Annotated in this window: 18 protein-coding genes; 9 read left to right on the forward strand and 9 right to left on the reverse strand. The window is 60.0% G+C overall.

Features of this window, described 5'->3' with window-relative positions:
• Positions 1-67 precede the first annotated feature (67 nt).
• A complete protein-coding gene (locus AC19YQ_RS01685) occupies positions 68-1,015 on the reverse strand; it encodes a choline ABC transporter substrate-binding protein (RefSeq protein WP_133075223.1) in 948 nt (315 codons plus the stop codon).
• A 357-nt stretch (positions 1,016-1,372) separates the two neighbouring features.
• On the opposite strand from AC19YQ_RS01685, the gene AC19YQ_RS01690 reads away from it, so the two are divergent.
• Positions 1,373-2,749 (forward strand): L-serine ammonia-lyase, encoded by a 1,377-nt coding sequence (locus AC19YQ_RS01690; RefSeq protein WP_133075224.1) that lies wholly within the window; start codon positions 1,373-1,375, stop codon positions 2,747-2,749.
• A 421-nt stretch (positions 2,750-3,170) separates the two neighbouring features.
• Positions 3,171-4,274 carry a choline metabolism transcriptional regulator GbdR gene (gbdR, locus tag AC19YQ_RS01695; RefSeq protein WP_133075225.1) on the forward strand — a complete coding sequence of 368 codons (1,104 nt, stop codon included), beginning with the start codon at positions 3,171-3,173 and terminating at the stop codon, positions 4,272-4,274.
• Positions 4,275-4,373: 99 nt separating this feature from the next.
• On the opposite strand, the gene AC19YQ_RS01700 is transcribed toward gbdR, so the two are convergent.
• From AC19YQ_RS01700 to choX, 5 genes are all read right to left on the reverse strand, one after another.
• Entirely contained in the window at positions 4,374-4,631 is a 258-nt protein-coding gene (locus tag AC19YQ_RS01700; protein WP_133075226.1) for a hypothetical protein, read from the reverse strand.
• 108 nt (positions 4,632-4,739) lie between these two features.
• On the reverse strand, positions 4,740-5,213 hold the full coding sequence (locus AC19YQ_RS01705) for a thioesterase family protein (RefSeq protein WP_339477216.1): 474 nt from the start codon (positions 5,211-5,213) through the stop codon (positions 4,740-4,742).
• A 12-nt stretch (positions 5,214-5,225) separates the two neighbouring features.
• Complete coding sequence (locus AC19YQ_RS01710; RefSeq protein ID WP_339477214.1) at positions 5,226-6,191, reverse strand: L-carnitine dehydrogenase; 966 nt, start codon at positions 6,189-6,191, stop codon at positions 5,226-5,228.
• A gap of 46 nt (positions 6,192-6,237) precedes the next feature.
• On the reverse strand, positions 6,238-7,122 hold the full coding sequence (cdhC, locus tag AC19YQ_RS01715; RefSeq protein ID WP_326398598.1) for a 3-dehydrocarnitine:acetyl-CoA trimethylamine transferase CdhC: 885 nt from the start codon (positions 7,120-7,122) through the stop codon (positions 6,238-6,240).
• A gap of 72 nt (positions 7,123-7,194) precedes the next feature.
• Entirely contained in the window at positions 7,195-8,121 is a 927-nt protein-coding gene (gene choX, locus AC19YQ_RS01720) for a choline ABC transporter substrate-binding protein (RefSeq protein ID WP_500594447.1), read from the reverse strand.
• Between the two features lie 164 nt (positions 8,122-8,285).
• Between choX and AC19YQ_RS01725 the strand changes: the two genes are divergently transcribed.
• The gene (locus AC19YQ_RS01725; RefSeq protein ID WP_500594448.1) at positions 8,286-9,227 is read left to right on the forward strand and encodes a GlxA family transcriptional regulator; all 942 of its coding nucleotides are present in this window, start codon (positions 8,286-8,288) and stop codon (positions 9,225-9,227) included.
• Between the two features lie 222 nt (positions 9,228-9,449).
• Here the strand turns inward: AC19YQ_RS01725 and AC19YQ_RS01730 are convergent, their stop codons facing one another.
• From AC19YQ_RS01730 to AC19YQ_RS01740, 3 genes are all read right to left on the reverse strand, one after another.
• Entirely contained in the window at positions 9,450-12,446 is a 2,997-nt protein-coding gene (locus tag AC19YQ_RS01730; protein ID WP_500594449.1) for an RHS repeat domain-containing protein, read from the reverse strand.
• Between the two features lie 80 nt (positions 12,447-12,526).
• Positions 12,527-12,934 (reverse strand): DUF3010 family protein, encoded by a 408-nt coding sequence (locus AC19YQ_RS01735; protein WP_235572043.1) that lies wholly within the window; start codon positions 12,932-12,934, stop codon positions 12,527-12,529.
• Between the two features lie 129 nt (positions 12,935-13,063).
• Positions 13,064-13,465, reverse strand: a complete 402-nt coding sequence (locus AC19YQ_RS01740) for a lysozyme inhibitor LprI family protein (protein WP_133075233.1) — start codon at positions 13,463-13,465, stop codon at positions 13,064-13,066.
• Between the two features lie 228 nt (positions 13,466-13,693).
• On the opposite strand from AC19YQ_RS01740, the gene AC19YQ_RS01745 reads away from it, so the two are divergent.
• From AC19YQ_RS01745 to etfB, 6 genes are all read left to right on the forward strand, one after another.
• Positions 13,694-14,671: a dipeptidase gene (locus AC19YQ_RS01745; protein ID WP_095036151.1), complete on the forward strand. Its 978-nt coding sequence runs from the start codon at positions 13,694-13,696 to the stop codon at positions 14,669-14,671.
• A gap of 148 nt (positions 14,672-14,819) precedes the next feature.
• Positions 14,820-15,350, forward strand: a complete 531-nt coding sequence (locus AC19YQ_RS01750; protein ID WP_339477198.1) for a DUF5943 domain-containing protein — start codon at positions 14,820-14,822, stop codon at positions 15,348-15,350.
• 15 nt (positions 15,351-15,365) lie between these two features.
• Complete coding sequence (dgcA, locus tag AC19YQ_RS01755) at positions 15,366-17,426, forward strand: dimethylglycine demethylation protein DgcA (protein ID WP_339477196.1); 2,061 nt, start codon at positions 15,366-15,368, stop codon at positions 17,424-17,426.
• 134 nt (positions 17,427-17,560) lie between these two features.
• Positions 17,561-19,504 (forward strand): dimethylglycine demethylation protein DgcB, encoded by a 1,944-nt coding sequence (dgcB, locus tag AC19YQ_RS01760; RefSeq protein ID WP_339477194.1) that lies wholly within the window; start codon positions 17,561-17,563, stop codon positions 19,502-19,504.
• Positions 19,501-20,742, forward strand: coding sequence for an electron transfer flavoprotein subunit alpha (gene etfA, locus AC19YQ_RS01765; protein ID WP_339477193.1), 1,242 nt, complete (start codon positions 19,501-19,503; stop codon positions 20,740-20,742). The genes dgcB and etfA overlap by 4 nt, the downstream gene beginning before the upstream one ends.
• Before the next feature lie 57 nt (positions 20,743-20,799).
• A complete protein-coding gene (etfB, locus tag AC19YQ_RS01770) occupies positions 20,800-21,570 on the forward strand; it encodes an electron transfer flavoprotein subunit beta (protein ID WP_500594450.1) in 771 nt (256 codons plus the stop codon).
• The last annotated feature ends 450 nt before the right edge of the window (positions 21,571-22,020 follow it).

Raw genomic sequence — 22,020 nt, forward strand, 5'->3', positions numbered from 1 at the left:
TAGTGAACGTCCGCATGCAGGGGGATTAAAACGGAGCCAGGCGGGGTTGGCCGCCTGGCGCCCGCGATTACTTCGCGAGGCTGGCTTGAACGGCTGCAAGACCCGGTTTGCCATCAATCGTGGTTACACCTGCGAGCCAGGTTTGGAGCACTTGCGGGTTCTGTTTGAGCCAGGCCCTGGCGGCCACGTCCGGTTTGATCTTGTCGTCCAGGACCTTGCCCATCAGGGTGCTTTCCATGTCGAGGGTGAACACAAGATTTTTCAGCAGTTGACCGACGTTGCTGCACTCTTCGCTGTAGCCCTTGCGGGTGTTGGTATAGATGGTCGCCTGGCCATAGTTGGGGCCGAAGAAGTCATCGCCGCCGGTGAGGTATTTCATTTTGAAACGGGTGTTCATCGGATGGGGTTCCCATCCCAGGAACACCACTTCAGTGCCACGGCGCTGGGCGCGATCGACCTGCGACAACATCCCGGCTTCGCTGGATTCCACGACCTTGAAGCCCGCGTCTTTCAAGCCGAACGCGTTCTTGTCGATCATGGTCTGGATCATGCGATTGCCATCGTTGCCCGGCTCGATGCCATAGATCTTGCCGTCCAGTTCCTTCTTGAATTTGGTTATATCCGAGAAGTCCTTGAGGCCCTTGTCATAGAGGGCCTGGGGGACAGCGAGGGTGTATTTGGCGTTCTCCAGGTTGGCACGCACGGTCTCGACGGTGCCCGCCTCGCGGTAAGCCTTGATGTCGTTTTCCATGGTCGGCATCCAGTTGCCCAGGAATACGTCCATGTTCTTGCCATCGGCGAGCGACTTGTACGTGACCGGTACTGAAATCATGGTGGTTTTGGTTTTGTAGCCAAGGGCCTTGAGCACTTCGCTGGTGACTGCGGTGGTGACGGTGATGTCGGTCCAGCCGACATCCGAGAAGTTGACCGTGCTGCATTGCTCCGGTTCTGCTGCCTGGGTGATGACGGGCAGACTCAGCAATGCAGCCAACAACAACGATGAGGAATGTTTCATGGAACGACTCCTGTGTGTCTGGGATGCGGTTTTCGATCGAAAGCCGCACGTATCAGTTGCGGTTGGGTGATGCACGGCAGGGGTGTTGCCAGCGCATCTTGCAATCGAGTCAGGACTGATCATGTAACAGCGAAAATCAAACGCCTACAGGGGGCGTCGCATCCAGTACAGGCAGGGTCGTATCTGATACTTGGGAGGTCGTATATAGACGTTTCATGAGTAAAAACCGCTTTTTTCATGCCTCTGCACCGTATAAAACGTCGGGGGCGCTGGCAGGCAAAGGTGAGTCGTAGCTGGACGTTTTTGCAGATCGCAAACACCCCATGATGCGGGCACACACCCTTAAGGTTCGTGCTCATGGCTATCAGCGTATTTGACCTGTTCAAGATCGGTATCGGTCCCTCAAGCTCCCACACCGTAGGCCCGATGCGGGCTGCTGCGCTGTTTGTGCAGGGTTTGCGCGAGCGGGACCAACTGCAGCAGGTACATCGCATCGAAGTGCAGCTCTATGGCTCGCTGTCGGCCACCGGCATTGGCCACGGCAGTGACAGCGCGGTGATCATGGGCCTGATGGGTGAGTGGCCCGATGCAATTGATCCGGCGCAGATAGCCCCGCGCATCGCCCAGCTTCATCACAGCCAGACGCTGCTGCTGGATGGGTACATGCCGATCCCGTTCGTATGGTCGCAAGACATGCGCCTGATCGACGAAAACCTGCCGTTCCATCCCAACGCCATGACCCTGGTCGCAGAAACCGAAGCCGGTGAACTGCACCGCGATACTTACTACTCGGTGGGCGGCGGTTTTGTGGTCGACGCTGCGCAAGCGGCAAGCGGTGTGCTGGACATGGACCGCACCGAGCTGCCCTACGATTTCAATTCTGCCGTCGAGTTGCTCGACTTGTGCCGCAAGCACCATCTGAGCGTGGCGGCATTGATGATGGCCAACGAACGCACATGGCGCAGCGAGGACGAAATTCGTTGTGGCCTGATCAAGCTTTGGCGCGCCATGCAGGACTGCGTTGAGCAGGGCTTGAAACACGAAGGCATCCTGCCCGGCGGCCTGAATGTGCGCCGTCGCGCTGCCCGCCTGCACCGCAGTCTGCAGGAGTTGGGCAAACCCAATGTGATCGGTTCAACCCTGAGCGCCATGGAGTGGGTCAACCTGTTTGCACTGGCGGTCAACGAAGAGAATGCGGCGGGCGGGCGCATGGTGACCGCACCCACCAACGGTGCGGCGGGGATCATCCCGGCGGTGCTGCACTACTTTATGAAATTCAGCGATGAAGTCAGTGAAGCCCATGTGGTCGACTACCTGTTGAGCGCGGCGGCGATCGGCATTCTGTGCAAAAAGAATGCGTCGATTTCCGGAGCCGAAGTGGGATGTCAGGGCGAGGTCGGATCGGCCTGCGCGATGGCGGCTGCGGGGCTGGCGCAAATCCTCGGGGCGAGCCCTGAACAACTGTGCAACGCGGCTGAAATTGGCCTGGAACATAACCTGGGTTTGACCTGCGATCCGGTGGGCGGGCTGGTGCAGGTGCCGTGTATCGAGCGCAACGCCATTGCGGCGGTCAAGGCGATCAACGCGGCGCAAATGGCCTTGCGCGGTGACGGGCAGCACTTTATCTCCCTGGACCGGGTGATCCGGACCATGCGCGACACCGGCGCCGACATGCACGACAAATACAAGGAAACTTCACGGGGTGGCCTGGCGGTCAGTGCGGTGGAATGCTGAAAACCTTTGTGGGAGCGGGCTTGCTCGCGATGCAGGCGACACGGTTGGCCTGGACGCCATCGCGAGTAAACCCGCTCCCACAGAAGAGGCACACCTGCCAGCGCTGTTTCAGCGCACGCCGACCTTTTTTGGCGCACTCGTACTTTTCGTGACATTTGATTACCGCCCTGTTTCTGCCCCCTTCCCACAAGTGATACCAATGTGCTCAACAGCGCTGGATCACCCCCGTGCAGCCCTGCTGGGCCGTAGTTTTGGCAGGACCTGCCTAGACCCTTTGCGACGTCGTTTTCAGACTTTATTGAATACCCATCCAAGTTTAGGCATGGCATTTGCGTTGCCATCTAAAAGCCCCGTTCAACGAGGGCAAAAACAAGAGCCCGCGCCTGGGGCCATCACCCGCTTTGTGTGAGGAGATATCGCGATGACGTCGTTCAACTCCGGGGTCCAACCCCAGAACCGTACGCCTCAATCCATCGGCTTTCTGCTGCTGGACAATTTCACGCTCATTTCCCTGGCGTCCGCGATAGAACCCTTGCGTATGGCCAACCAGTTGTCGGGCCGTGAGTTGTATCGCTGGAGCACCCTCAGCGCGGATGGCAGCCAGGTATGGGCCAGTGATGGTCTGCAAGTGACCCCCGACGCCAGCATGCACAAGGCACCGGCGCTGGACATGGTGATCGTGTGCGGCGGTATCGGCATTCAACGCACCGTGACCCGCGAGCACGTGTCATGGCTGCAAAGCCAGGCGCGCCAGTCGCGCCGTCTGGGCGCCGTCTGTACCGGCAGCTGGGCGTTGGCGTATGCGGGCTTGCTCGACGGTTTTGATTGCAGCGTGCATTGGGAGTGTCTGGCGTCCATGCAGGAAGCCTTTCCGCGGGTTGTCATGAGCACACGCCTGTTTACCCTTGACCGCAGCCGCTTCACCAGCTCGGGGGGCACTGCGCCACTGGACATGATGCTGCACCTGATCAGCCGTGATCATGGTCGCGAACTGTCGGCCGCCATCTCGGAAATGTTTGTGTATGAGCGCATTCGCAACGAGCAGGACCACCAGCGCGTACCGCTCAAGCATATGCTGGGCACCAATCAGCCCAAGTTGCAGGAAATTGTCGCGCTGATGGAAGCCAACCTCGAAGAGCCGATCGACCTGGATGAACTGGCGGTGTACGTCACCGTCTCGCGGCGCCAGTTGGAGCGCCTGTTTCAGAAGTACCTGCACTGCTCGCCGTCGCGCTACTACCTCAAGTTGAGGTTGGTGCGGGCGCGGCAGTTGCTCAAGCAAACCCCCATGTCGATCATTGAAGTGGCGGCGGTCTGCGGCTTTGTGTCCACGCCGCATTTCTCCAAGTGCTACCGCGAATACTTCGGCATTCCGCCACGGGACGAGCGCGTGGGTTCCAACACGGCGCAGCAGACCACGCTTGTGCAGATCCCGCAGTCACTGTTGCTGTCCCCGCTGGCCGGGCCGATGTCCGCCTTGAATCAGGCGCGTAACGAATCGACGTTTGCCAGTGTGAGGTTGTAGCAAGCCGTTGTGGGAGCGGGCTTGCTCGCGATACAGGCACTGCGGTTCAACACACAGACCGCATTTTCTGCATCACGAGCAAGCCCGCTTGCGTACGGCTCAGTGCAATTGCTTTTGCTTGAACGCCATCAGCCCCGGCAACAGTTGCTGATCAATGGCCTGGCGTACCGCCGGTAAAATCGTTGCGCTGCCGGTGTAGAGCTTTTCGACCATGCCCTTCAAGGCCCGGGCATTGGTTTCATTCAGCCCGCATACCGCCGCCGAGCAGGCCTGTTCGGCACTGCCCGACACCTCGAACCCCAAGGCACGCAGTTGGCCCAGCAGGTCCTGCTCATCTATCAAATCCGCGTGCATCATGGTTTTGTCCTTTTATGAAGCGCGATTGAAGTTTGATTCTGGTAGGGCTTTGGTCCGTGGGCAAGGCCGGTTTGGCGATATGTCTGATCTGCCTAAGAACAGGTCGTTTTAAGGCAAGGGCAAGGCAATCACCCGCCCCACATGCTCGGGTTTCGGGAGATCACGTTGCTGGTGCTCGATGGCCTGCAACAAGGCCAGGGTGTGTTCGCCAAACGGCGCGGAACGCGGGCCTGCCAGGTCGACATGCAACAGCATTTGCTCATTGCCCGCCAGGGCCCTCTCATCACCGGCCAGGTGCAGGCTGTGATAGACATGCAGGCGTTTTTTGTCGTGGCCGATGAGTTGGGTGCGCACTTCAACCTGTGCCCCGAGTTTCACCTCGTGCAGGTAATTGAGGTGCACTTCCAGAGTAAACAGTGAATGGCCGCTGGCTTCACGGTTCTGGCTGTCGAGCCCCATGCGGTCCATCAGGGCATCGGTGGCGTAGCTGAAAATCAGCAGGTAAAAGGCGTCGCGCAAATGGCCGTTGTAATCGACCCATTCTTCAAGAATGGGGGTGCTGTAGGTGGTGAGCGCGGGCATGCTGAACCTCGTTCAATCGTTGATGGCAATGCCATGTTTGAGTTTGGTCGCGTTAACCGCTTCCATTACGGCCAGCAGGCAGTCATCACGATAGCGTTCCAGCGCGCCGATGCTGTGGCTGCCCAGTTGCTCAGTGGTGCCTTCGACCACGTCGTCGATCAGTTTTTCGCTGAGCTCAGGGGCGGGCAAATACGTCCAGGGCAGTTGCAGGGCCGGGCCGAACTGATTCATGAAGTGACGCATCCCGGCATCGCCCCCCGCCAGGGTATAGGTCAAAAAGGTGCCCATGAACGACCAGCGCAAACCTGCGCCAAAGCGGATGGCGTCGTCAATCTCGCCGGTGGTGGCGACCCCGTCATTGACCAGGTGCAGCGCTTCGCGCCACAAGGCTTCAAGCAGGCGGTCGGCAATAAAGCCGGGCACTTCCTTGCGCACGTGCAAGGGGCGCATGCCCAGGGATTGATAGACCTTGATGGCCGCCTGAATGGCCTCGGGGGCGGTTTTTTGCCCGCCGACCACTTCGACCAATGGCAGCAGGTAAACCGGGTTGAACGGATGGCCGACAACACACCGTTGCGGGTGGGTGGAGGTTTCGTAGAACTCGCTGGGCAGCAGGCCCGACGTGCTGGAGCCAATCAAGGCATCGGGTTTGGCGGCGGCGCTGATTCTGCGGTGCAAATCCAGTTTGAGATCGAGCCGCTCGGGGGCGCTTTCCTGAATGAAGTCGGCCTCGCTCACGCACGCTTCGATGGTGCTGACAAAGCGCAGCCGGTCTTGGGATGCGCCTTGGGCCAGGCCGCTTTTTTCCAGCGCCGGCCAGGCCTTGGCGACGCGCTTGCGCAGGGCCGCTTCGGCGCCGGGGGCCGGGTCCCAGGCGACAACGTCAAGTCCGTGGGCAAGGGCGCGAGCGACCCAGCCGCTGCCGATGACACCGCTGCCAAGGGCAGCGAAGGTTTTGATCTCGGTAATAAACGTCATGAAAGTGTCCTGAATTGAACCGTAGGAAAACGCAAAGACCATGGGGTTATCGGGAGGTGAGACCCATCTTCACCCGACCTTCTGCCGGGCTCAGCACCCGGGCGCCCAGGCGACTGAGGATTTCAGTGGCGCGTTCCACCAGTTGCCCGTTAGTGGCCAGTACCCCGCGATCCAGCCACAAGTTGTCTTCCAGCCCGACCCTCACGTTGCCGCCCAGCAGCACCGCTTGCGCGGCCATCGGCATTTGCATGCGACCAATCCCGAATCCGGCCCACACCGCGTTGGCGGGCAAATTGTCGACCATGGCTTTCATGCTGGTGGTGTCCGCCGGAGCCCCCCACGGGATGCCCAGGCACAGCTGAAACAGCGGGTCATCGAGCAAGCCTTCCTTGATCATCTGTTTGGCGAACCACAGGTGGCCGGTGTCGAAAATTTCCAGTTCGGCTTTCACGCCCAGTTCCTGGATACGCTTGGCGCCCGCCCGCAGTTGCGCCGGAGTGGAGACGTAAATCGTGTCGCCGTCGCCAAAGTTCAGGGTGCCGCAATCCAGTGTGCAGATTTCCGGCAGCAGCTCCTCGACGTGAGCCAGACGGGTCAGCGGCCCGACCAGATCCGTGTGGGGGCCAAACTCCATCGGGTTCTCGCCGGGACCGATATGCAAGTCACCGCCCATGCCGGCGGTGAGGTTGACGATGATGTCGATATCCGCCTCGCGGATGCGTTCCATCAGTTCGCGGTACAGCGCCACATCGCGGCTGAACTGTCCGGTCTTTGGATCACGTACATGGCAATGCACCACCGTGGCTCCGGCCTTGGCCGCTTCCACGGCTGCTTCGGCAATTTGTTTGGGCGTGACTGGCACTAAAGGGCTGCGCCCGCTGGTGTCGCCGGCACCGGTGAGTGCGCAGGTGATGATGACGTCGTGGTTCATGGGGCATTTCCTTGGGGCGTAGAGCGCCACAACGCAGCCATCAAGGGCCGCGAAGGTGGGCTTGGTGTTTGATTATTTAGCGCTGAGCTTCAAGTGTTCGGCAGCGGGTTTGCCATCCACGGTGGTGACGCCTTCAAGCCAGCGCTGAAGGTCTTGGGGATGGTCCTTGAGCCACTGGCGGGCCGAGACTTGTGCATCCTTGTGATCGAGTAGCGGCTGCATCATGCGGCTCTCGTCCTCGGCGCTGAAGGTCAGGTTGCTGAGCAAACGGCTGACATTGGGGCAGCGGCTGGCGTAGTCCGGGGTGGTAACGGTCCATACCGTGGCCAGGCCTTCATCCGGGCCCAGGACTCCTTCGCTGCCGGTCAGATACGTCATTTTCTGATTGATGTTCATCGGGTGCGGTGTCCAGCCAAAGAACACAATCGGCTCGTTGCGATTCACTGCGCGTGACACCGCCGAGAGCATCCCGGCTTCACTGGACTCCACCAGCTGGAACTTACCCAGGCCAAACTGGTTTTTCTCGATCATGGCCTTGATCTGGGTATTGGCGCCGGAACCCGGCTCGATCCCGTAAATCTTGCCCCCCAGTTCCTTCTCGAACCTGGCGATGTCGGCAAAGCTCTTGAGCCCCTTGTCAGCCATGTAGGTCGGAACGGCGAGCATGGCCCTGGCGTCTTTAAGGCTCGGCTCGGCCAGGACCGTGACCTGTTTGGCGTCCACGAACGGGGTAATGCTCTGGTTCATGATCGGGTTCCAGTAACCCAGAAACATGTCCAGCCGCTTGTCGCGCAGGCCAGCGAAGATGATTTGCTGTGAGGCGCTGGTTTGCCTGGTTTTGTAGCCGAGACCGTCGAGCAGGGTTTGCGCCATGGCGCTGGTGGCGATTACGTCGGTCCAATTGACCACGCCCATGCGTACGTTCTTGCACGATGCATCTTCAGCAGCCAGGACGCAGGGGCTCAGTACCAACAGGCAACAGCTGATCAGTCGTTTCATGGGTGGGGCCTCGGCAGGTTGTTATTGGGGGATCGGCGTCTTTGTGCGCCGTGATGCCAAGGTACGCAGGCGGCGTGCCGCGCAACCGCACTGGGGCGACGTGGTTTTGCACTGCAGCGACCTGACTGTGTTTCAATCCGTTGAACCGACTTGCGAGCGCTCCCATGGCCCAGGATTTTTACTTCCTTCTGCTGCCCGGCTTTTCATCAATGGGCTTTATTTCGGCCATCGAGCCGTTGCGGGTAGCCAACCGTTTTCGCGGCGAGCTGTACCGCTGGCACGTGCTCAGTTGCGAGGGGGGCGCCGTGCTCGCGAGCAACGGTATGTCGGTCAATGCCGAGGGCGGGCTGGGGGCACTTGAAGCCGGTGCGACACTGTTGGTGGTGGCCGGTTTTGACCCGCTGACCCACGTGACACCGGCCCTTAATCAGTGGTTGCGACGCCTGGACAACGACGGCGTAACCCTGGGCGCCATCGACACGGGCAGCGTGGTGCTGGCGCAGGCGGGCCTGCTCGACGGCTATCGGTTGACCCTGCACTGGGAGGCGCTGGAAGCGTTCAAGGAGTCATACCCCGCATTGCATGTGACTCAAGAACTGTTTGAGATCGACCGCCAGCGCATCACCTGTGCGGGCGGCACCGCCTCCATTGACCTGATGCTGGACCTGATCGCCCAGGCCCACGGGCCGGAGTTGGCGATTCAGGTTTCCGAACAGTTCGTGCTTGGCCGCATCCGCCCGCGCAAGGATCACCAGCGCATGCAGGTCGCCAGCCGCTATGGCATCCACAATAAAAAACTGGTGCAGGTCATTGGCGAGATGGAGCAACACAGCGAGCCGCCCCTGAGCACCTCGCAACTGGCGCTTGGGATCAACGTGACCCGGCGCCAACTGGAGCGCCTGTTCCGTTTGCACCTGCACGACACCCCGCGCAACTTCTACCTGGGCCTGCGCCTGGAAAAAGCCCGGCAACTGCTGCGCCAGACCGACATGAGCGTGCTCGACATCAGCATTGCGTGCGGTTTTGAATCACCGTCGTATTTCACCCGCAGCTACCGGGCGCGGTTTGGCTGCGCGCCGAGGCAGGACCGGGTGACGGGGGGGTGATGCTTAGCCGTTGATCATCGCGGTACACACTGCATTGAGCGTGGTCGGGCCACTGGCGCAATCGCCTGATTGCAGGTCGTTTTTGACTAAGTGCCCGCACGCGGCGCTGGGCAAACTGAATTCAGCAGCACTGTCGATGGTTTGGTCACCGTATCGGCATCTCACACCATTGGCCCCGAACCTGTCACGGCAGGTTCGGGGCTTTTTTGTCATGCCAGCCTGCTAAACATACTGGTTAAGATGGAATGAAGTCCCTCGCACGCTGGCATCATTGCTTGAGGCGACCCACGTTCTTTTTGGATTCATCGAGGTGACGTCGTTATTGATATCCGCCCCTTCAAAACCCAGCGCCTCAGCGCCCTCGAGTACGTAGGAACCGGTCAGTACCCGCGCTTCAGCAAGCGTTCCCAGTGATCTGTCCAGGATGCCGCTGGCCTGGGTGCCGGGTTCCAGCCCCGTTTGGGCGATTGCCATCTTCAGCCCGGCCGTGGTGGCTGCCACCGCCATTCGAGTCAACACACCGTGCACGGTGCCTTGACGCTTGGCGGCACTGACCGGGTTGGTGAGTTCCCACTTGCCGGGGTTGAATTTCGCATCAGGGTGTAAACCGCGCGTAAGCGTCCCGCCAGCAGAACCCATCATTTCCCCTGCCGTGCCGCCTGCAATACTGCTCACGGCTTTGGGTACCAAGTGCTGGCCGGCCCCTATCCCGGCCAGCGACGAGCCATAGATGGCACTTGAGCCAGCAAGCCCCGACACTCTGGGGCGATCATTCCAGGCAATTCTTGGGCCGAGCTCTGCAGACGCTTGCTGGAAGATTTCGCGGGTCATCGCGTTTGCAGTGGCGCCAATTTGACTAATGGCAGCCTGATTATGGCTGGGCGCCGCCGTATTCAAACTGCTCATGGCGCCGAAATACCCCAGAATCGAGGGTGCGGCCCCCGCAGCGGCGCCCAGCAGGCCGCCAACACCGGCCCCGGCCCACACGGCTGCCTGGGAGTCGCGAAATCGGCTGTTGGCCACAATATTCGCCCCCAGGCCACCGCCCACATAAAGCCCCGCGACACCTCCCGACAAAGCGCCTGCGACGGTCATGGCTGTGATACTGGCAGCCGTCACAGGCTGGCTGCTCAATGCTCCAGCCGTAAAATACCGAACGGTAGCCCCCATTGCCGAGGAAACACCGTCACGCATCATCCCGGCCCCGACAGCCTGAGCTATCTGGCTGGGTTCGGTGATCGTGCCTTGAACGTCGACATGAGCAACGGGGTTGTTATGCACCATGACAAACAGGTTGAGCCCGTCCACTTCCCCAAGCGGGTCAGGGTTGATCCAGCGTTGCAGCCAGGGTGCGTAGTACCTTGATCCGTAATAATACAAACCGCTCGTATCGCACTCCTTGCCCGAGTAACGGATCACCTTGGGGGCGGCATCAACCTGATTGCGCGCTGCCCACCAGGCCGTGCCGCCGTAGGGGTAATAGTCCTCGTGACTGATCACATCCCCCCCTTCATTCAGCTCCAGCGTGCTGCTGCCCAAGTGATTGCCCACACCGAATCGCCACTGCGGGGCCGGTATGGCCTTGCCATGCGCTACCCAGTGCAGGTGCCTGACGTTCATGCGGCCCACACGCAGTGTGGTGACGTGCAACACTTCGCCTGTGGCCGTGTTGGTGCGGATTTCCAGCCCCGGCAGATAGCGAACTTGCGCCACATTCTCGACAGCTTTGGCGTGATGAACGCGGATCTTGCGCTGGCGTTGCCCGCCCGCGCCGTACACATACACTTCGTCGTCATTCGCGCTGTCTTCACGCACTACCTGAGTGATGCGTTGCAACTGGTTGCGCGCATCCCAGTGCATTGTCTGTGCGCCTTCAAGGCGAAGCAGATTGCCATTGGCATCGAAGCTGTTGTTGATTTCCGGCGGGTTGTCCGCGTCGGCCTGATACAGGCTGCGGTTGCTAAAAGTGTCTACGTTCATCAGGCGTTTTGGCAGTTGACCGTGCTTCAAACTCAGCAGATTGCCCGCCTCGTCATAGCGGAACACTTGGGTGTAATTGCGCAGCCTGCTGGCGTCACCGCCACCGGGCAGCACCAGCCCTGGCAGGCCAGGCTGGAAGCCAGCTAACACACTTTCGCGGCCTCGGGCCTCGATAAGCTGGCCCAATGTGTCGTAGACATAATGATTGACCGCATCCACTTGTTCACCATCGAACCAGTCTGTCGGCTGCGCCGCATTTTCGATGCTCATGACGTTGCCTGACGGGTCGTAGGTGTGGCTCAGGTCCTGCAGCACCTTGTTTGCTTTTACGGTACGCAGTTGCTGCAATCGGCCATCCACAGGCGAGTAGATCGCCGTGGCAATGATGCCGTTGCCCAGGGTCTGGCTGTGTAATTGACCAAGTGCGTTATAAAACATGTTCTGGAACAGCGGCGTGGTACGGGGTTGATCCGCTGGTTTGAGGCTGACCATCGCCAGTTGCCCGGCGATGTCGTACTCATTGAACCGAGTGTTGCCCAGCGCATCGCAGTGGCTCAGGGTCTTGGCCGTCGCGTCGTATTGCCAGCGCGTTGTCCAGGTCAGCACTGTGCCGTGCTCATCCTGCTCAAGCAGTGCATCGCGCCCGCTCAGCGATGGCGGCCAGTGGGGTGTTTGCAGATCGCGGAGAAACCCTTGTGTCAGCTTAAGGTCCTGGCCCAACAGGCCGTAGTCCTCGTAAGTCCGGCAGCCTGCGGGGTCATTGTGACGAATAAGCCTTGTGCATTGGTTATGCGCTGCGGACACCAGGCTGCACGCTGCGTAGGTGAAACGCTCGGTGACACAAGGCGACGCACTGCTCGCATGCTCGATAATGGCAACAGGGCGCAGCGCATCGTCGTACTCGGTCTGGCGTTGATTGAGTCGGCCATCCCATTCACAGCGGATCTCTGCAGCGGCCCCATGCAGCCTCAAGCACCAGCCGGCATCGACGCTCTTGCGCAGCAGCACCTGGGAGGAGAGTGAAAACGCTTTGGTCAGGTTCGGCGCACTTGAAGTGGCTGGCAAGCGGGCATCGCGATGGGCGACTGCGCGTCCGGTTGCGTCGAATACATGACAGGTCGAGCGTGCATCTGCGTGCTGTCCGGGCGTTTCGCGGTGATAAGCCACCTCCCGGATCTTCATACCACGGGCGTTGATAACCACAAGGTTGGGGGTCAGGGAGTGAAGGTAGCTGGGCATAGTTATCAACCAGTGATGTGATTGATAGCTACGCTGCGCTCTTGTTGATTTGTTGTGAACTGTCAGAAATTACAGTCGTATCAACCCTTCAGCAACGCCGCACACGCGGCCTTGAACGCTTCATGCTGATACTTGTTCAGCGAGGCGGGCAGGTCGAAGGCGTGCTTTTTGTATTGGGCGTTGAGGGTTTGCGGGGATAGCAGCTGCACCTCGCAATCGTCCAGCAATTGGATAAGGCCTTCGATCTTGAACGTGATCGGGCCACCGGCGAACTCACCCTTTTTACTGCGCTTTTTGATCACGATCCGGGTGATTGCGTTGGCCTTCACAAAAGCGGCCATCTGCGCTGCGAAAGCTTTGACGCTGGCGGCGTCTTCATCGTCGTCCAGGGCGAGTTTCTTGGTGGCGTTGGCCACATGCTCAAGGTCCTGGTTGGCGAGGGCGAAAATAGCTTCGCTGCCTTTGATTTCGATACCGCAAATAGTCATAAAAACCTGATCGATTAGTTGAAACTGTTCTTGTGGGAGCGGGCTTGCTCGCGATGCAAGCGACCCGGTCTTCAGGTTGGACCGTGGTGATGCTATCGCGAGCAAGCCCGCTCCTACACCCGGAAGGGGTCAATCCTGCCCGATCGACTCCAGAAACTCAGAACGGTCGTCGCTGATGCGGGCCATGCAGTCGTTTTGGGCGATGTTGAATGCCTCGGTGCCAGCAGTGGCCGGGAACACCGCAATCGCGCAATCGGCGTCGCGCTGGTGCAACCACAGCGCCTGGGCCGCCTTGATCTTGCTGAGGATGTTATTGAGCTGGGTTGCGTTATTGCCGTACAGGGTCGTCATGCGCTCCTGCAGGGCTTCATAGTTTTCGGTCAGCAACTGCTCGGCAGCATTTTTGCTGAACACCGAACACGCCAGGGTTTGCCGGTCGTTTTCTACCGCGTCGCACGGGTTGTAGTCGGCATCATCGGCCGCATGGGCTCCGCTGGTGATCAACGCCAAGGCCAGGAGAATCGATTTCATTGCGGCTTCCTAATCCATAGATGGGGCGGATTCTGGCTTAAGCGTCGGCCAAAGAACAGTCGCGCAGCATAGGCCATGTCATCGCGGTTGCGCGCTTTGTCGTGGATTGACGCTTTCGGCAATTGCGCTGTCGCTTTTGCACCCGGCTGCTTTTAACCCCGGGCCTATGCTGGCCCCAAAGCGCCGGCAGACGATTCGGCGCAGCAAACGCCAATAAGGGGACGCCTGATGAGCCCAGCCGAGTTGCACGCAGACAGCATCGTTATCGACGGGCTGATCATTGCCAAATGGAACCGTGAACTGTTCGAAGACATGCGCAAAGGCGGCCTCACTGCTGCCAACTGCACCGTCTCGGTATGGGAAGGCTTTCAGGCCACGATCAATAACATCGTTGCCAGCCAGACCCTGATTCGCGACAACAGCGATCTGGTCATCCCGGTCAAAACCACCGCCGACATTCGCCGCGCCAAGGAGCAGGGCAAAACCGGGATCATTTTCGGCTTCCAGAATGCCCATGCGTTTGAAGACCAGTTGGGCTACATCGAGATCTTCAAGCAGCTCGGGGTTGGCGTGGTGCAGATGTGCTACAACACCCAGAACCTGGTGGGCACCGGCTGCTACGAGCGCGATGGCGGGCTTTCGGGTTTTGGCCGCGAAGTGGTGGCTGAAATGAACCGCGTCGGGATCATGTGCGACCTGTCCCACGTCGGCTCGAAAACCTCGGAAGAGGTGATTCTGGAATCGAAAAAACCGGTCTGCTACTCCCATTGCCTGCCGTCCGGCCTCAAAGAACACCCGCGCAACAAGTCCGATGCTGAACTCAAATTCATTGCCGACCATGGTGGTTTTGTCGGCGTGACCATGTTCGCGCCGTTTCTGGCCAAGGGTATCGATTCGACCATCGACGACTATGCCGAAGCGATCGAGTACACGATGAATATCGTTGGCGAAGACTCGATTGGCATTGGCACCGACTTTACCCAGGGCCACGGTCAGGACTTCTTCGAAATGCTGACCCACGACAAGGGCTATGCCCGCCGTCTGACCAGCTTCGGCAAGATCATCAACCCGCTGGGCATCCGCACCGTGGGCGAGTTCCCCAACCTTACCGAAACCTTGCTCAAGCGCGGTCACAGCGAGCGTGTGGTGCGCAAGATCATGGGCGAAAACTGGGTCAACGTCCTGAAAGATGTCTGGGGCGAATGAACCGTCAACGATCACGTTTTGCGTAGTCGCTGCCGAAGGCTGCGAAGGGTTGCGCAGCAACCCGTTTCCCCAAAGACCCCACACCTGATCGCAGCCTTCGGCAGCGACTACAGAGCCCGGGTCAAAACCGAATTTTGGAGCTGTATCCATGGCTAAAATCGCCCCGCAACTGCCTATCGAAGTCGACAGCGAAACCGGCGTCTGGACCTCAGACGCTCTGCCGATGCTCTACGTGCCACGGCACTTTTTCGTCAACAACCATATGGGGATCGAGGAAGTCCTGGGGGCTGACGCCTATGCCGAAATCCTCTACAAGGCCGGCTACAAATCCGCCTGGCACTGGTGCGAAAAAGAAGCCGAATGCCACGGCCTCGAAGGTGTCGCCGTATTCGAACACTACATGAAACGCCTGTCGCAACGCGGCTGGGGCCTGTTCACCATTCAGGACATCGACCTCGATAAAGGCACCGCCACGATCAAGCTCGAACACTCCTGCTTTGTTTATGTGTACGGCAAGGTCGGGCGCAAGGTCGACTACATGTTCACCGGCTGGTTTGCAGGCGCTATGGACCAGATTCTACAAGCGCGCGGCAGTGATATCCGCACCGTAGCCGAACAGGTCTATAGCGGATCGGAAGAAGGCCACGACCACGGCCTGTTTATCGTCAAGCCGTTGTAAGTCGAGGATCGGGATATGGCGTTCGAAGCAATGTTTGAGCCGATTCAAATCGGCAAACTGACCATCCGCAACCGTGTGCTCAGCACCGCACACGCCGAGGTCTATGCCACCGATGGCGGCATGACCACCGAGCGTTACGTGCAGTACTACGAGGAAAAAGCCAAGGGAGGTATCGGCCTGGCGATTTGCGGCGGTTCATCGGTGGTGGCCATCGACAGCCCGCAAGAGTGGTGGAGTTCGGTCAACCTGAGCACCGACCGCATTATCCCGCACTTCCAGAACCTGGCCGACGCCATGCACAAGCATGGCGCCAAGATCATGATCCAGATAACCCACATGGGTCGTCGGTCCCGCTGGGACGGTTTCAACTGGCCGACCCTGATGTCGCCCTCCGGCGTGCGTGAACCGGTTCACCGCGCTACCTGCAAGACCATCGAGCCTGAAGAAATCTGGCGCGTGATCGGCAACTACGCCAGCGCCGCCGGCCGGGCCAAAAAGGGCGGGCTGGACGGTGTTGAACTGTCGGCCGTGCACCAGCACATGATCGATCAGTTCTGGAGCCCGCGAGTCAACAAACGCACCGATGAGTGGGGCGGCAGCTTCGAAAATCGCATGCGCTTTGGCCTCGAAGTCCTCAAGGCGGTGCGTGCTGAAGTCGGCCCTGATTTCTGCGTGGGCATCCGCCTGTGCGGCGACGAATTCCACCCCGATGGCTTGAGCCATGAGGACATGAAGCAAATCGCCAAGTACTACGACGACACCGGCATGCTCGACTTCATCGGTGTGGTCGGTTCGGGTTGCGACACCCACAACACCCTGGCCAACGTCATCCCGAACATGAGTTATCCACCGGAGCCGTTTCTGCATTTGGCTGCGGGTATCAAGGAAGTGGTCAAGGCCCCGGTGTTGCATGCACAGAACATCAAGGACCCGAATCAGGCGACGCGGATTCTGGAGGGGGGATACGTGGATATGGTGGGCATGACCCGCGCCCATATCGCCGACCCGCACCTGATTGCCAAGATCAAAATGGGCCAGGTGGACCAGATCAAACAGTGTGTGGGCGCCAACTACTGCATTGACCGTCAGTATCAAGGCCTGGACGTGCTGTGCATTCAAAACGCGGCCACGTCCCGTGAATACATGGGTGTGCCGCACATCATCGAAAAAACCACCGGGGTTAAACGCAAGGTGGTGATCGTCGGCGCAGGCCCTGCCGGTATGGAAGCAGCGCGGGTGGCGGCTGAACGCGGGCATGACGTGACCCTGTTCGAGAAAAAGGAGGCTATCGGCGGGCAAATCACCACGGCGTCCAGAGCCCCGCAGCGTGACCAGATGGCAGGCATCACGCGCTGGTTCCAACTGGAACTGGCGCGCCTGAAGGTTGATCTGCGCCTGGGGACGGCCGCGGATGCGGCGACGATCATGGACCTGCGCCCGGACATCGTGGTGCTGGCTGTAGGCGGGCATCCGTTTGTGGAACAGAACGAACACTGGGGCGCTGCCGAAGGGCTGGTGGTGAGCAGTTGGGACGTGCTCGACGGCAAGGTCGAGCCGGGCAAGAACGTGCTGGTGTACGACACCATTTGCGAGTTCACCGGTATGTCGGTGGCCGACTACATGGCGGACAAAGGGGCCCAGGTCGAAATCGTCACCGATGACACCAAGCCTGGCGTGGCGGTTGGTGGCACGTCATTCCCGACCTACTACCGCAGCCTGTACCCCAAGGAAGTGATCATGACCGGGGACATGATGCTCGAGAAGGTCTACCGCGAGGGCGACAAGCTGATTGCCGTGCTCGAGAACGAATACACCGGGGCCAAGGAAGAGCGCGTGGTGGATCAAGTGGTGATTGAAAACGGCGTGCGCCCGGACGAAGAGCTGTATTACGGGCTCAAGCCGGACTCGCGCAACAAGGGCCAGATCGACGTCGAAGCCTTGTTCGCGATCAAGCCGCAGCCATGCCTGAGCGAAGCAGGGGACGGCTACTTGCTGTTCCGCATCGGTGACTGCGTGGCCCAGCGCAACGTGCATGCAGCGATCTATGACGCGCTGCGGTTGTGCAAGGATTTCTGATCCGATACCGAACCAATGTGGGAGCGGGCTTGCTCGCGAAAACAATCACGCGGTGTGTGAGATGCACCGTGTTGCCTGAATCGCGAGCAAGCCCGTTCCCACACTAGACCTGTGTGGTCTTTGGGAGCTTCACCATGCTGACAATCGTTCTCCCCATTCTGTTGTTCGCGGCACTGGTCCTCGCCGTGATCGGCGCCATCCGTCGAATGAACATGTGGCGCCGTGGCCGCCCGGCCAAGGTCGATTTGCTGGGTGGCCTGCTGGCCATGCCCAAGCGCTATATGGTCGACCTTCACCACGTCGTTGCCCGCGACAAATACATGGCCAACACCCACGTCGCCACCGCAGGCGGCTTTGTGCTGGCGGCGGTGCTGGCGATTCTGGTGCATGGCCTGGGGCTGCATAACCGCATCCTGGGCTATGCCTTGCTGTTCGCCACGGCGCTGATGTTTATCGGCGCGCTCTTTGTGTTCAAGCGCCGCCTCAACCCACCGTCGCGCCTGTCCAAAGGCCCCTGGATGCGCTTGCCTAAAAGCCTGCTGGCGTTTGCCGCAAGCTTTTTTATGCTCACCTTGCCGGTGGCCGGCTTGCTGCCTGAAAACTTTGGTGGCTGGCTGCTGGCGGCGGTGTTGAGCGTGGGTGTGCTGTGGGGCGTGACGGAGCTGTTCTTCGGCATGACCTGGGGCGGCCCGATGAAACACGCCTTTGCCGGCGCTTTGCACCTGGCCTGGCACCGGCGTGCCGAACGCTTTGGCGGCGGTCGATCCACCGGTTTGAAACCCCTGGACCTGAATGACCGCGCCGCGCCGTTGGGGGTGGAAAAACCCGAGGACTTCACCTGGAACCAGTTGCTCGGTTTCGACGCCTGTGTGCAGTGCGGCAAGTGCGAAGCTGCGTGCCCGGCGTTTGCCGCCGGGCAGCCGCTCAACCCCAAGAAGCTGATTCAAGACATGGTGGTGGGTCTGGCAGGTGGCACCGATGCGAACTTCGCCGGCAGCCCGTACCCTGGCAAACCGATAGGTGAGCACGGCGGCAATCCCCATCAGCCCATCGTCAACGGTCTGGTCGACGCGGACACGCTCTGGTCTTGCACCACTTGCCGGGCCTGTGTCGAAGAGTGCCCGATGATGATCGAGCACGTGGATGCCATCGTCGACATGCGCCGATTCCTGACCCTGGAAAAAGGGGCAACGCCGAACAACGGTGCCCAGGTGCTGGATAACCTGATTGCCACCGACAACCCCGGCGGTTTTGCACCGGGCGGGCGGATGAACTGGGCGGCGGATTTGAACCTCGACCTGATGCGCGACAAACCCTCGGCGGACGTGCTGTTCTGGGTCGGCGACGGTGCGTTCGACATGCGCAACCAGCGAACCCTGCGCGCCTTCGTCAAAGTGCTCAAGGCCGCGCAGGTCAACTTTGCCGTGCTGGGGCTGGAAGAACGGGACAGCGGAGATGTGGCCCGGCGTCTGGGGGATGAGGCCACGTTCCAGGCCTTGGCCAAGCGCAATATCCAGACCCTTGCGCAGTACCGCTTCACGCGCATCGTCACCTGCGACCCCCACAGCTTTCATGTGCTTAAAAACGAATATGGCGCCCTTGGCGGTGACTATCTTGTGCAGCATCACAGCACATACATGGCCGAGTTGATCGACGCAGGGTTGCTCAACCTGGCTGCGGATACAGGGGGCAGCGTGACCTATCACGACCCGTGTTACCTGGGTCGCTACAACGGCGAATACGAGGCACCGCGCGCTGTGTTGCGAGCGCTGGGCATTGAAGTCAAAGAAATGCAGCGCTCGGGGTTTCGCTCCCGTTGCTGCGGAGGCGGTGGCGGTGCTCCGATCACCGACATCCCCGGCAAGCAGCGTATTCCCGACATGCGCATGGATGACATCCGCGAGACCCTCGCCGAGCGCGTGGCAGTGGGTTGTCCGCAATGCACCGTCATGCTCGAAGGCGTGGTTGAGCCCCGTCCGCTGATCAAAGACATTGCCGAACTGGTAGCCGATGCCCTGATTGAAGGCGCCGTGCCTGCCCAACCGGCCAGGCGCGCAGCCCCGGAGGTGATCGCATGAGTGACATTATTCGCCGCGATCCGCGCGCCGAGTGGATCGCCCGCAACCGCCTGCACCCGTTGCACGCCGCCATGCAACCCCACCAGCAAAGCTGGATGGGGCCTAACGGCGTACTTCGCAAAAACGTGCACGGGGTGGGTTTCATCGGCCCCAACGGCATCAAGCGCATCGACCGCAGCGGCGCGCAGCAGGGAGGCACAAGCAAGCGTGCGGCCAGCGCCCAGGTGCAACTGGTGCTGCATCAAGTGTCTGCACCGGCGTTTTATATTGGCGTGGTACCGGACATGGTCGGCGGGCGCCTGAGCAGTCATGACCGCGACCTGTTGGGCCTGGCCCGGCAGTTGGCGGGTAGCGACGGCGCGGTGTTGGCGGTGGTGTTTGGCGAATCAAAAGAAACCGCTTTTGCCACGGCGGGCGTGGATCGGCTGCTGCTGCTCGACAGTGAAGGTTATGCACCGGAGCAACAGGTACTGGGGTTGCGGGCTGTGGATAACCAGTTTGCACCCAGGCATTGGTTGTTGCCTGACAGCCGCAGCGGCGGGGCGGAGTTGGGTCGGCGCTTTGCCGCAAGCCTGGGCGAACGCCCGGCCACGCGGGTGTGGCAGGTCAAGGACGGGGCTTGTGTGGGACGCGCTGGCGCGGGCCTGCAAGACGTAGCGCAGCCATTGCCGCGCTTGATCCTGGCCGCCGCCGAGTGCGCCGAACCGGTCAGCGAAACCCGTCACGAGGCCTTGGAGGTGCAGTTATCCACAGCGATTGCGAGCTGCCTGCCACGGATTGAAGATTTGGGCGCGGTGGCGGTCGATCCGGCTGCGATACCCATGGCCGAAGCCGAATTTATCCTCAGTGGCGGTAACGGGATTAAAGACTGGGGACTTTTCCACAAGGCTGCCGTTGCCCTGGGGGCCACTGAAGGGGCTTCCCGTGTGGCGGTGGATGATGGCTTTATGGCCCGGGAGCGTCAGGTCGGTGCCAGTGGGGTTTGGGTCACGGCACGGGTCTACGTGGCGGTCGGTATCAGCGGTGCAATTCAGCATCTGCAAGGGATTGGCGCCTGCGACAAAGTGGTGGCGATCAACCTGGACCCCGGTTGCGACATGATCAAGCGCGCTGACCTGTCGGTGATTGGCGATGGAACGGCTGTGCTTGAGGCATTGATTGTGGCTGTGGATAACTGGCGCAACGCATCTTCTGGGGGGGCGGGCTTGCTCGCGAATCAGGCGACCCGGTCTGCCTGATACACCGAGGCGATCCTGCGAAGGCAGCCCGCTCCCACATTGTCTGGAGATTTATTAATGAGCATCGCCACCGTTGCACTGGTTTCAATCGGCGCCCATCCGGCTTCAGGCCGCGCCCGCCGCGCCGAGCAGGACGCCCGCGCTGTCGAACTGGGCCTGGAGCTGGCTGGGGATAACTTGCATGTGCTGCACGCTGGCAATCCCCACGAGTCCGCCTTGCGCGCCTATCTGGGCATGGGACTGGACGAGTTGCATGTGCTGGAGCAACCGGATGGCGCCGATGTGGTCCCGGTATTGCGCGATTACATCCGTGAAGCGGGCGTACAGCTGGTGCTGACCGGCAGCCAGGCGGAAACCGGCGAAGGTTCTGGCATGTTGCCGTACCTGTTGGCCGAGCAACTGGGCTGGCCGCTGGTGGTGGGTGTGGCGCAGATCGAATCTATCCACAGCGGTGTGGCGCAGGTGCTGCAAGCCCTGCCTCGGGGGCAGCGTCGTCGGTTGCAAGTACGGCTGCCGTTTGTGATCACTGTGGATAACGCCGCCCCCAAGGCCCGACAAAGCGCTTATGGCCCCGCCACCCGGGGACTTGTCAACGCTGAAGTGGTTGAAGTCACGGTGGATGAGTTATCCACAAAGGGTGTGCTGCAACCTGCCAAGCCGCGGCCCAAGCGCTTGAAAGTGATCAAGGCCAAAAGTGGCGCAGATCGCATGAAAGCAGCCACAGCCAAGGCCGTTGGTGGCTCCGGGCAAGTACTCAAGGGTGTGAGTGCCGAAGAGGGTGCCCAGGCTATTTTGAAGCTGCTGGTTGAAGAAGGCGTGGTGCGCTGATACTTGCCCACAAAGTCTGTTAGCGCTTATGTGGATAAGTTGTTTGCTGTCGTCTAAGACCCATACAAACCGTGGCTTACAGGCTTCTGATCAAAAAACACCCAATTCATTGCTTTATCCACCGCCTGGCTGTTAAACCCTTGAATAATCGGTGCCTTAAGGGGTTTTCCACAGTGAAACGAGGCGGTGCATAAGTTGCGCACAATCTCTGTTGGTGGATATGTGGATAAGGTGTTCGCGGCTGGCTACAGGCCACGTGTTACGTGGCTTACAGTGTCCTGTACAAAAAACGATCAATTGATCATTCGGGCATAACTTGTCCACTTCCCCACAATTGCTGTGGGTGTGCCTGTGGACAAGATGTTGGTGAAGGGCTGTAGGCCTTTGAATGCATGGCCTGCAGACTATTGGTCAAAAATTGATCATTGAGTGGCAATATCTGGTTATACA

This window comes from Pseudomonas sp. MF06569 (genome assembly GCF_059862735.1).

Coding starts and splice junctions, on each gene's coding strand:
- AC19YQ_RS01685 (WP_133075223.1), bottom strand. CDS start 1,015: ATGAAACATTCCTCATCGTTGTTGTTGGCTGCATTGCTGAGTCTGCCC.
- AC19YQ_RS01690 (WP_133075224.1), top strand. CDS start 1,373: ATGGCTATCAGCGTATTTGACCTGTTCAAGATCGGTATCGGTCCCTCA.
- gbdR (WP_133075225.1), top strand. CDS start 3,171: ATGACGTCGTTCAACTCCGGGGTCCAACCCCAGAACCGTACGCCTCAA.
- AC19YQ_RS01700 (WP_133075226.1), bottom strand. CDS start 4,631: ATGATGCACGCGGATTTGATAGATGAGCAGGACCTGCTGGGCCAACTG.
- AC19YQ_RS01705 (WP_339477216.1), bottom strand. CDS start 5,213: ATGCCCGCGCTCACCACCTACAGCACCCCCATTCTTGAAGAATGGGTC.
- AC19YQ_RS01710 (WP_339477214.1), bottom strand. CDS start 6,191: ATGACGTTTATTACCGAGATCAAAACCTTCGCTGCCCTTGGCAGCGGT.
- cdhC (WP_326398598.1), bottom strand. CDS start 7,122: ATGAACCACGACGTCATCATCACCTGCGCACTCACCGGTGCCGGCGAC.
- choX (WP_500594447.1), bottom strand. CDS start 8,121: ATGAAACGACTGATCAGCTGTTGCCTGTTGGTACTGAGCCCCTGCGTC.
- AC19YQ_RS01725 (WP_500594448.1), top strand. CDS start 8,286: ATGGCCCAGGATTTTTACTTCCTTCTGCTGCCCGGCTTTTCATCAATG.
- AC19YQ_RS01730 (WP_500594449.1), bottom strand. CDS start 12,446: ATGCCCAGCTACCTTCACTCCCTGACCCCCAACCTTGTGGTTATCAAC.
- AC19YQ_RS01735 (WP_235572043.1), bottom strand. CDS start 12,934: ATGACTATTTGCGGTATCGAAATCAAAGGCAGCGAAGCTATTTTCGCC.
- AC19YQ_RS01740 (WP_133075233.1), bottom strand. CDS start 13,465: ATGAAATCGATTCTCCTGGCCTTGGCGTTGATCACCAGCGGAGCCCAT.
- AC19YQ_RS01745 (WP_095036151.1), top strand. CDS start 13,694: ATGAGCCCAGCCGAGTTGCACGCAGACAGCATCGTTATCGACGGGCTG.
- AC19YQ_RS01750 (WP_339477198.1), top strand. CDS start 14,820: ATGGCTAAAATCGCCCCGCAACTGCCTATCGAAGTCGACAGCGAAACC.
- dgcA (WP_339477196.1), top strand. CDS start 15,366: ATGGCGTTCGAAGCAATGTTTGAGCCGATTCAAATCGGCAAACTGACC.
- dgcB (WP_339477194.1), top strand. CDS start 17,561: ATGCTGACAATCGTTCTCCCCATTCTGTTGTTCGCGGCACTGGTCCTC.
- etfA (WP_339477193.1), top strand. CDS start 19,501: ATGAGTGACATTATTCGCCGCGATCCGCGCGCCGAGTGGATCGCCCGC.
- etfB (WP_500594450.1), top strand. CDS start 20,800: ATGAGCATCGCCACCGTTGCACTGGTTTCAATCGGCGCCCATCCGGCT.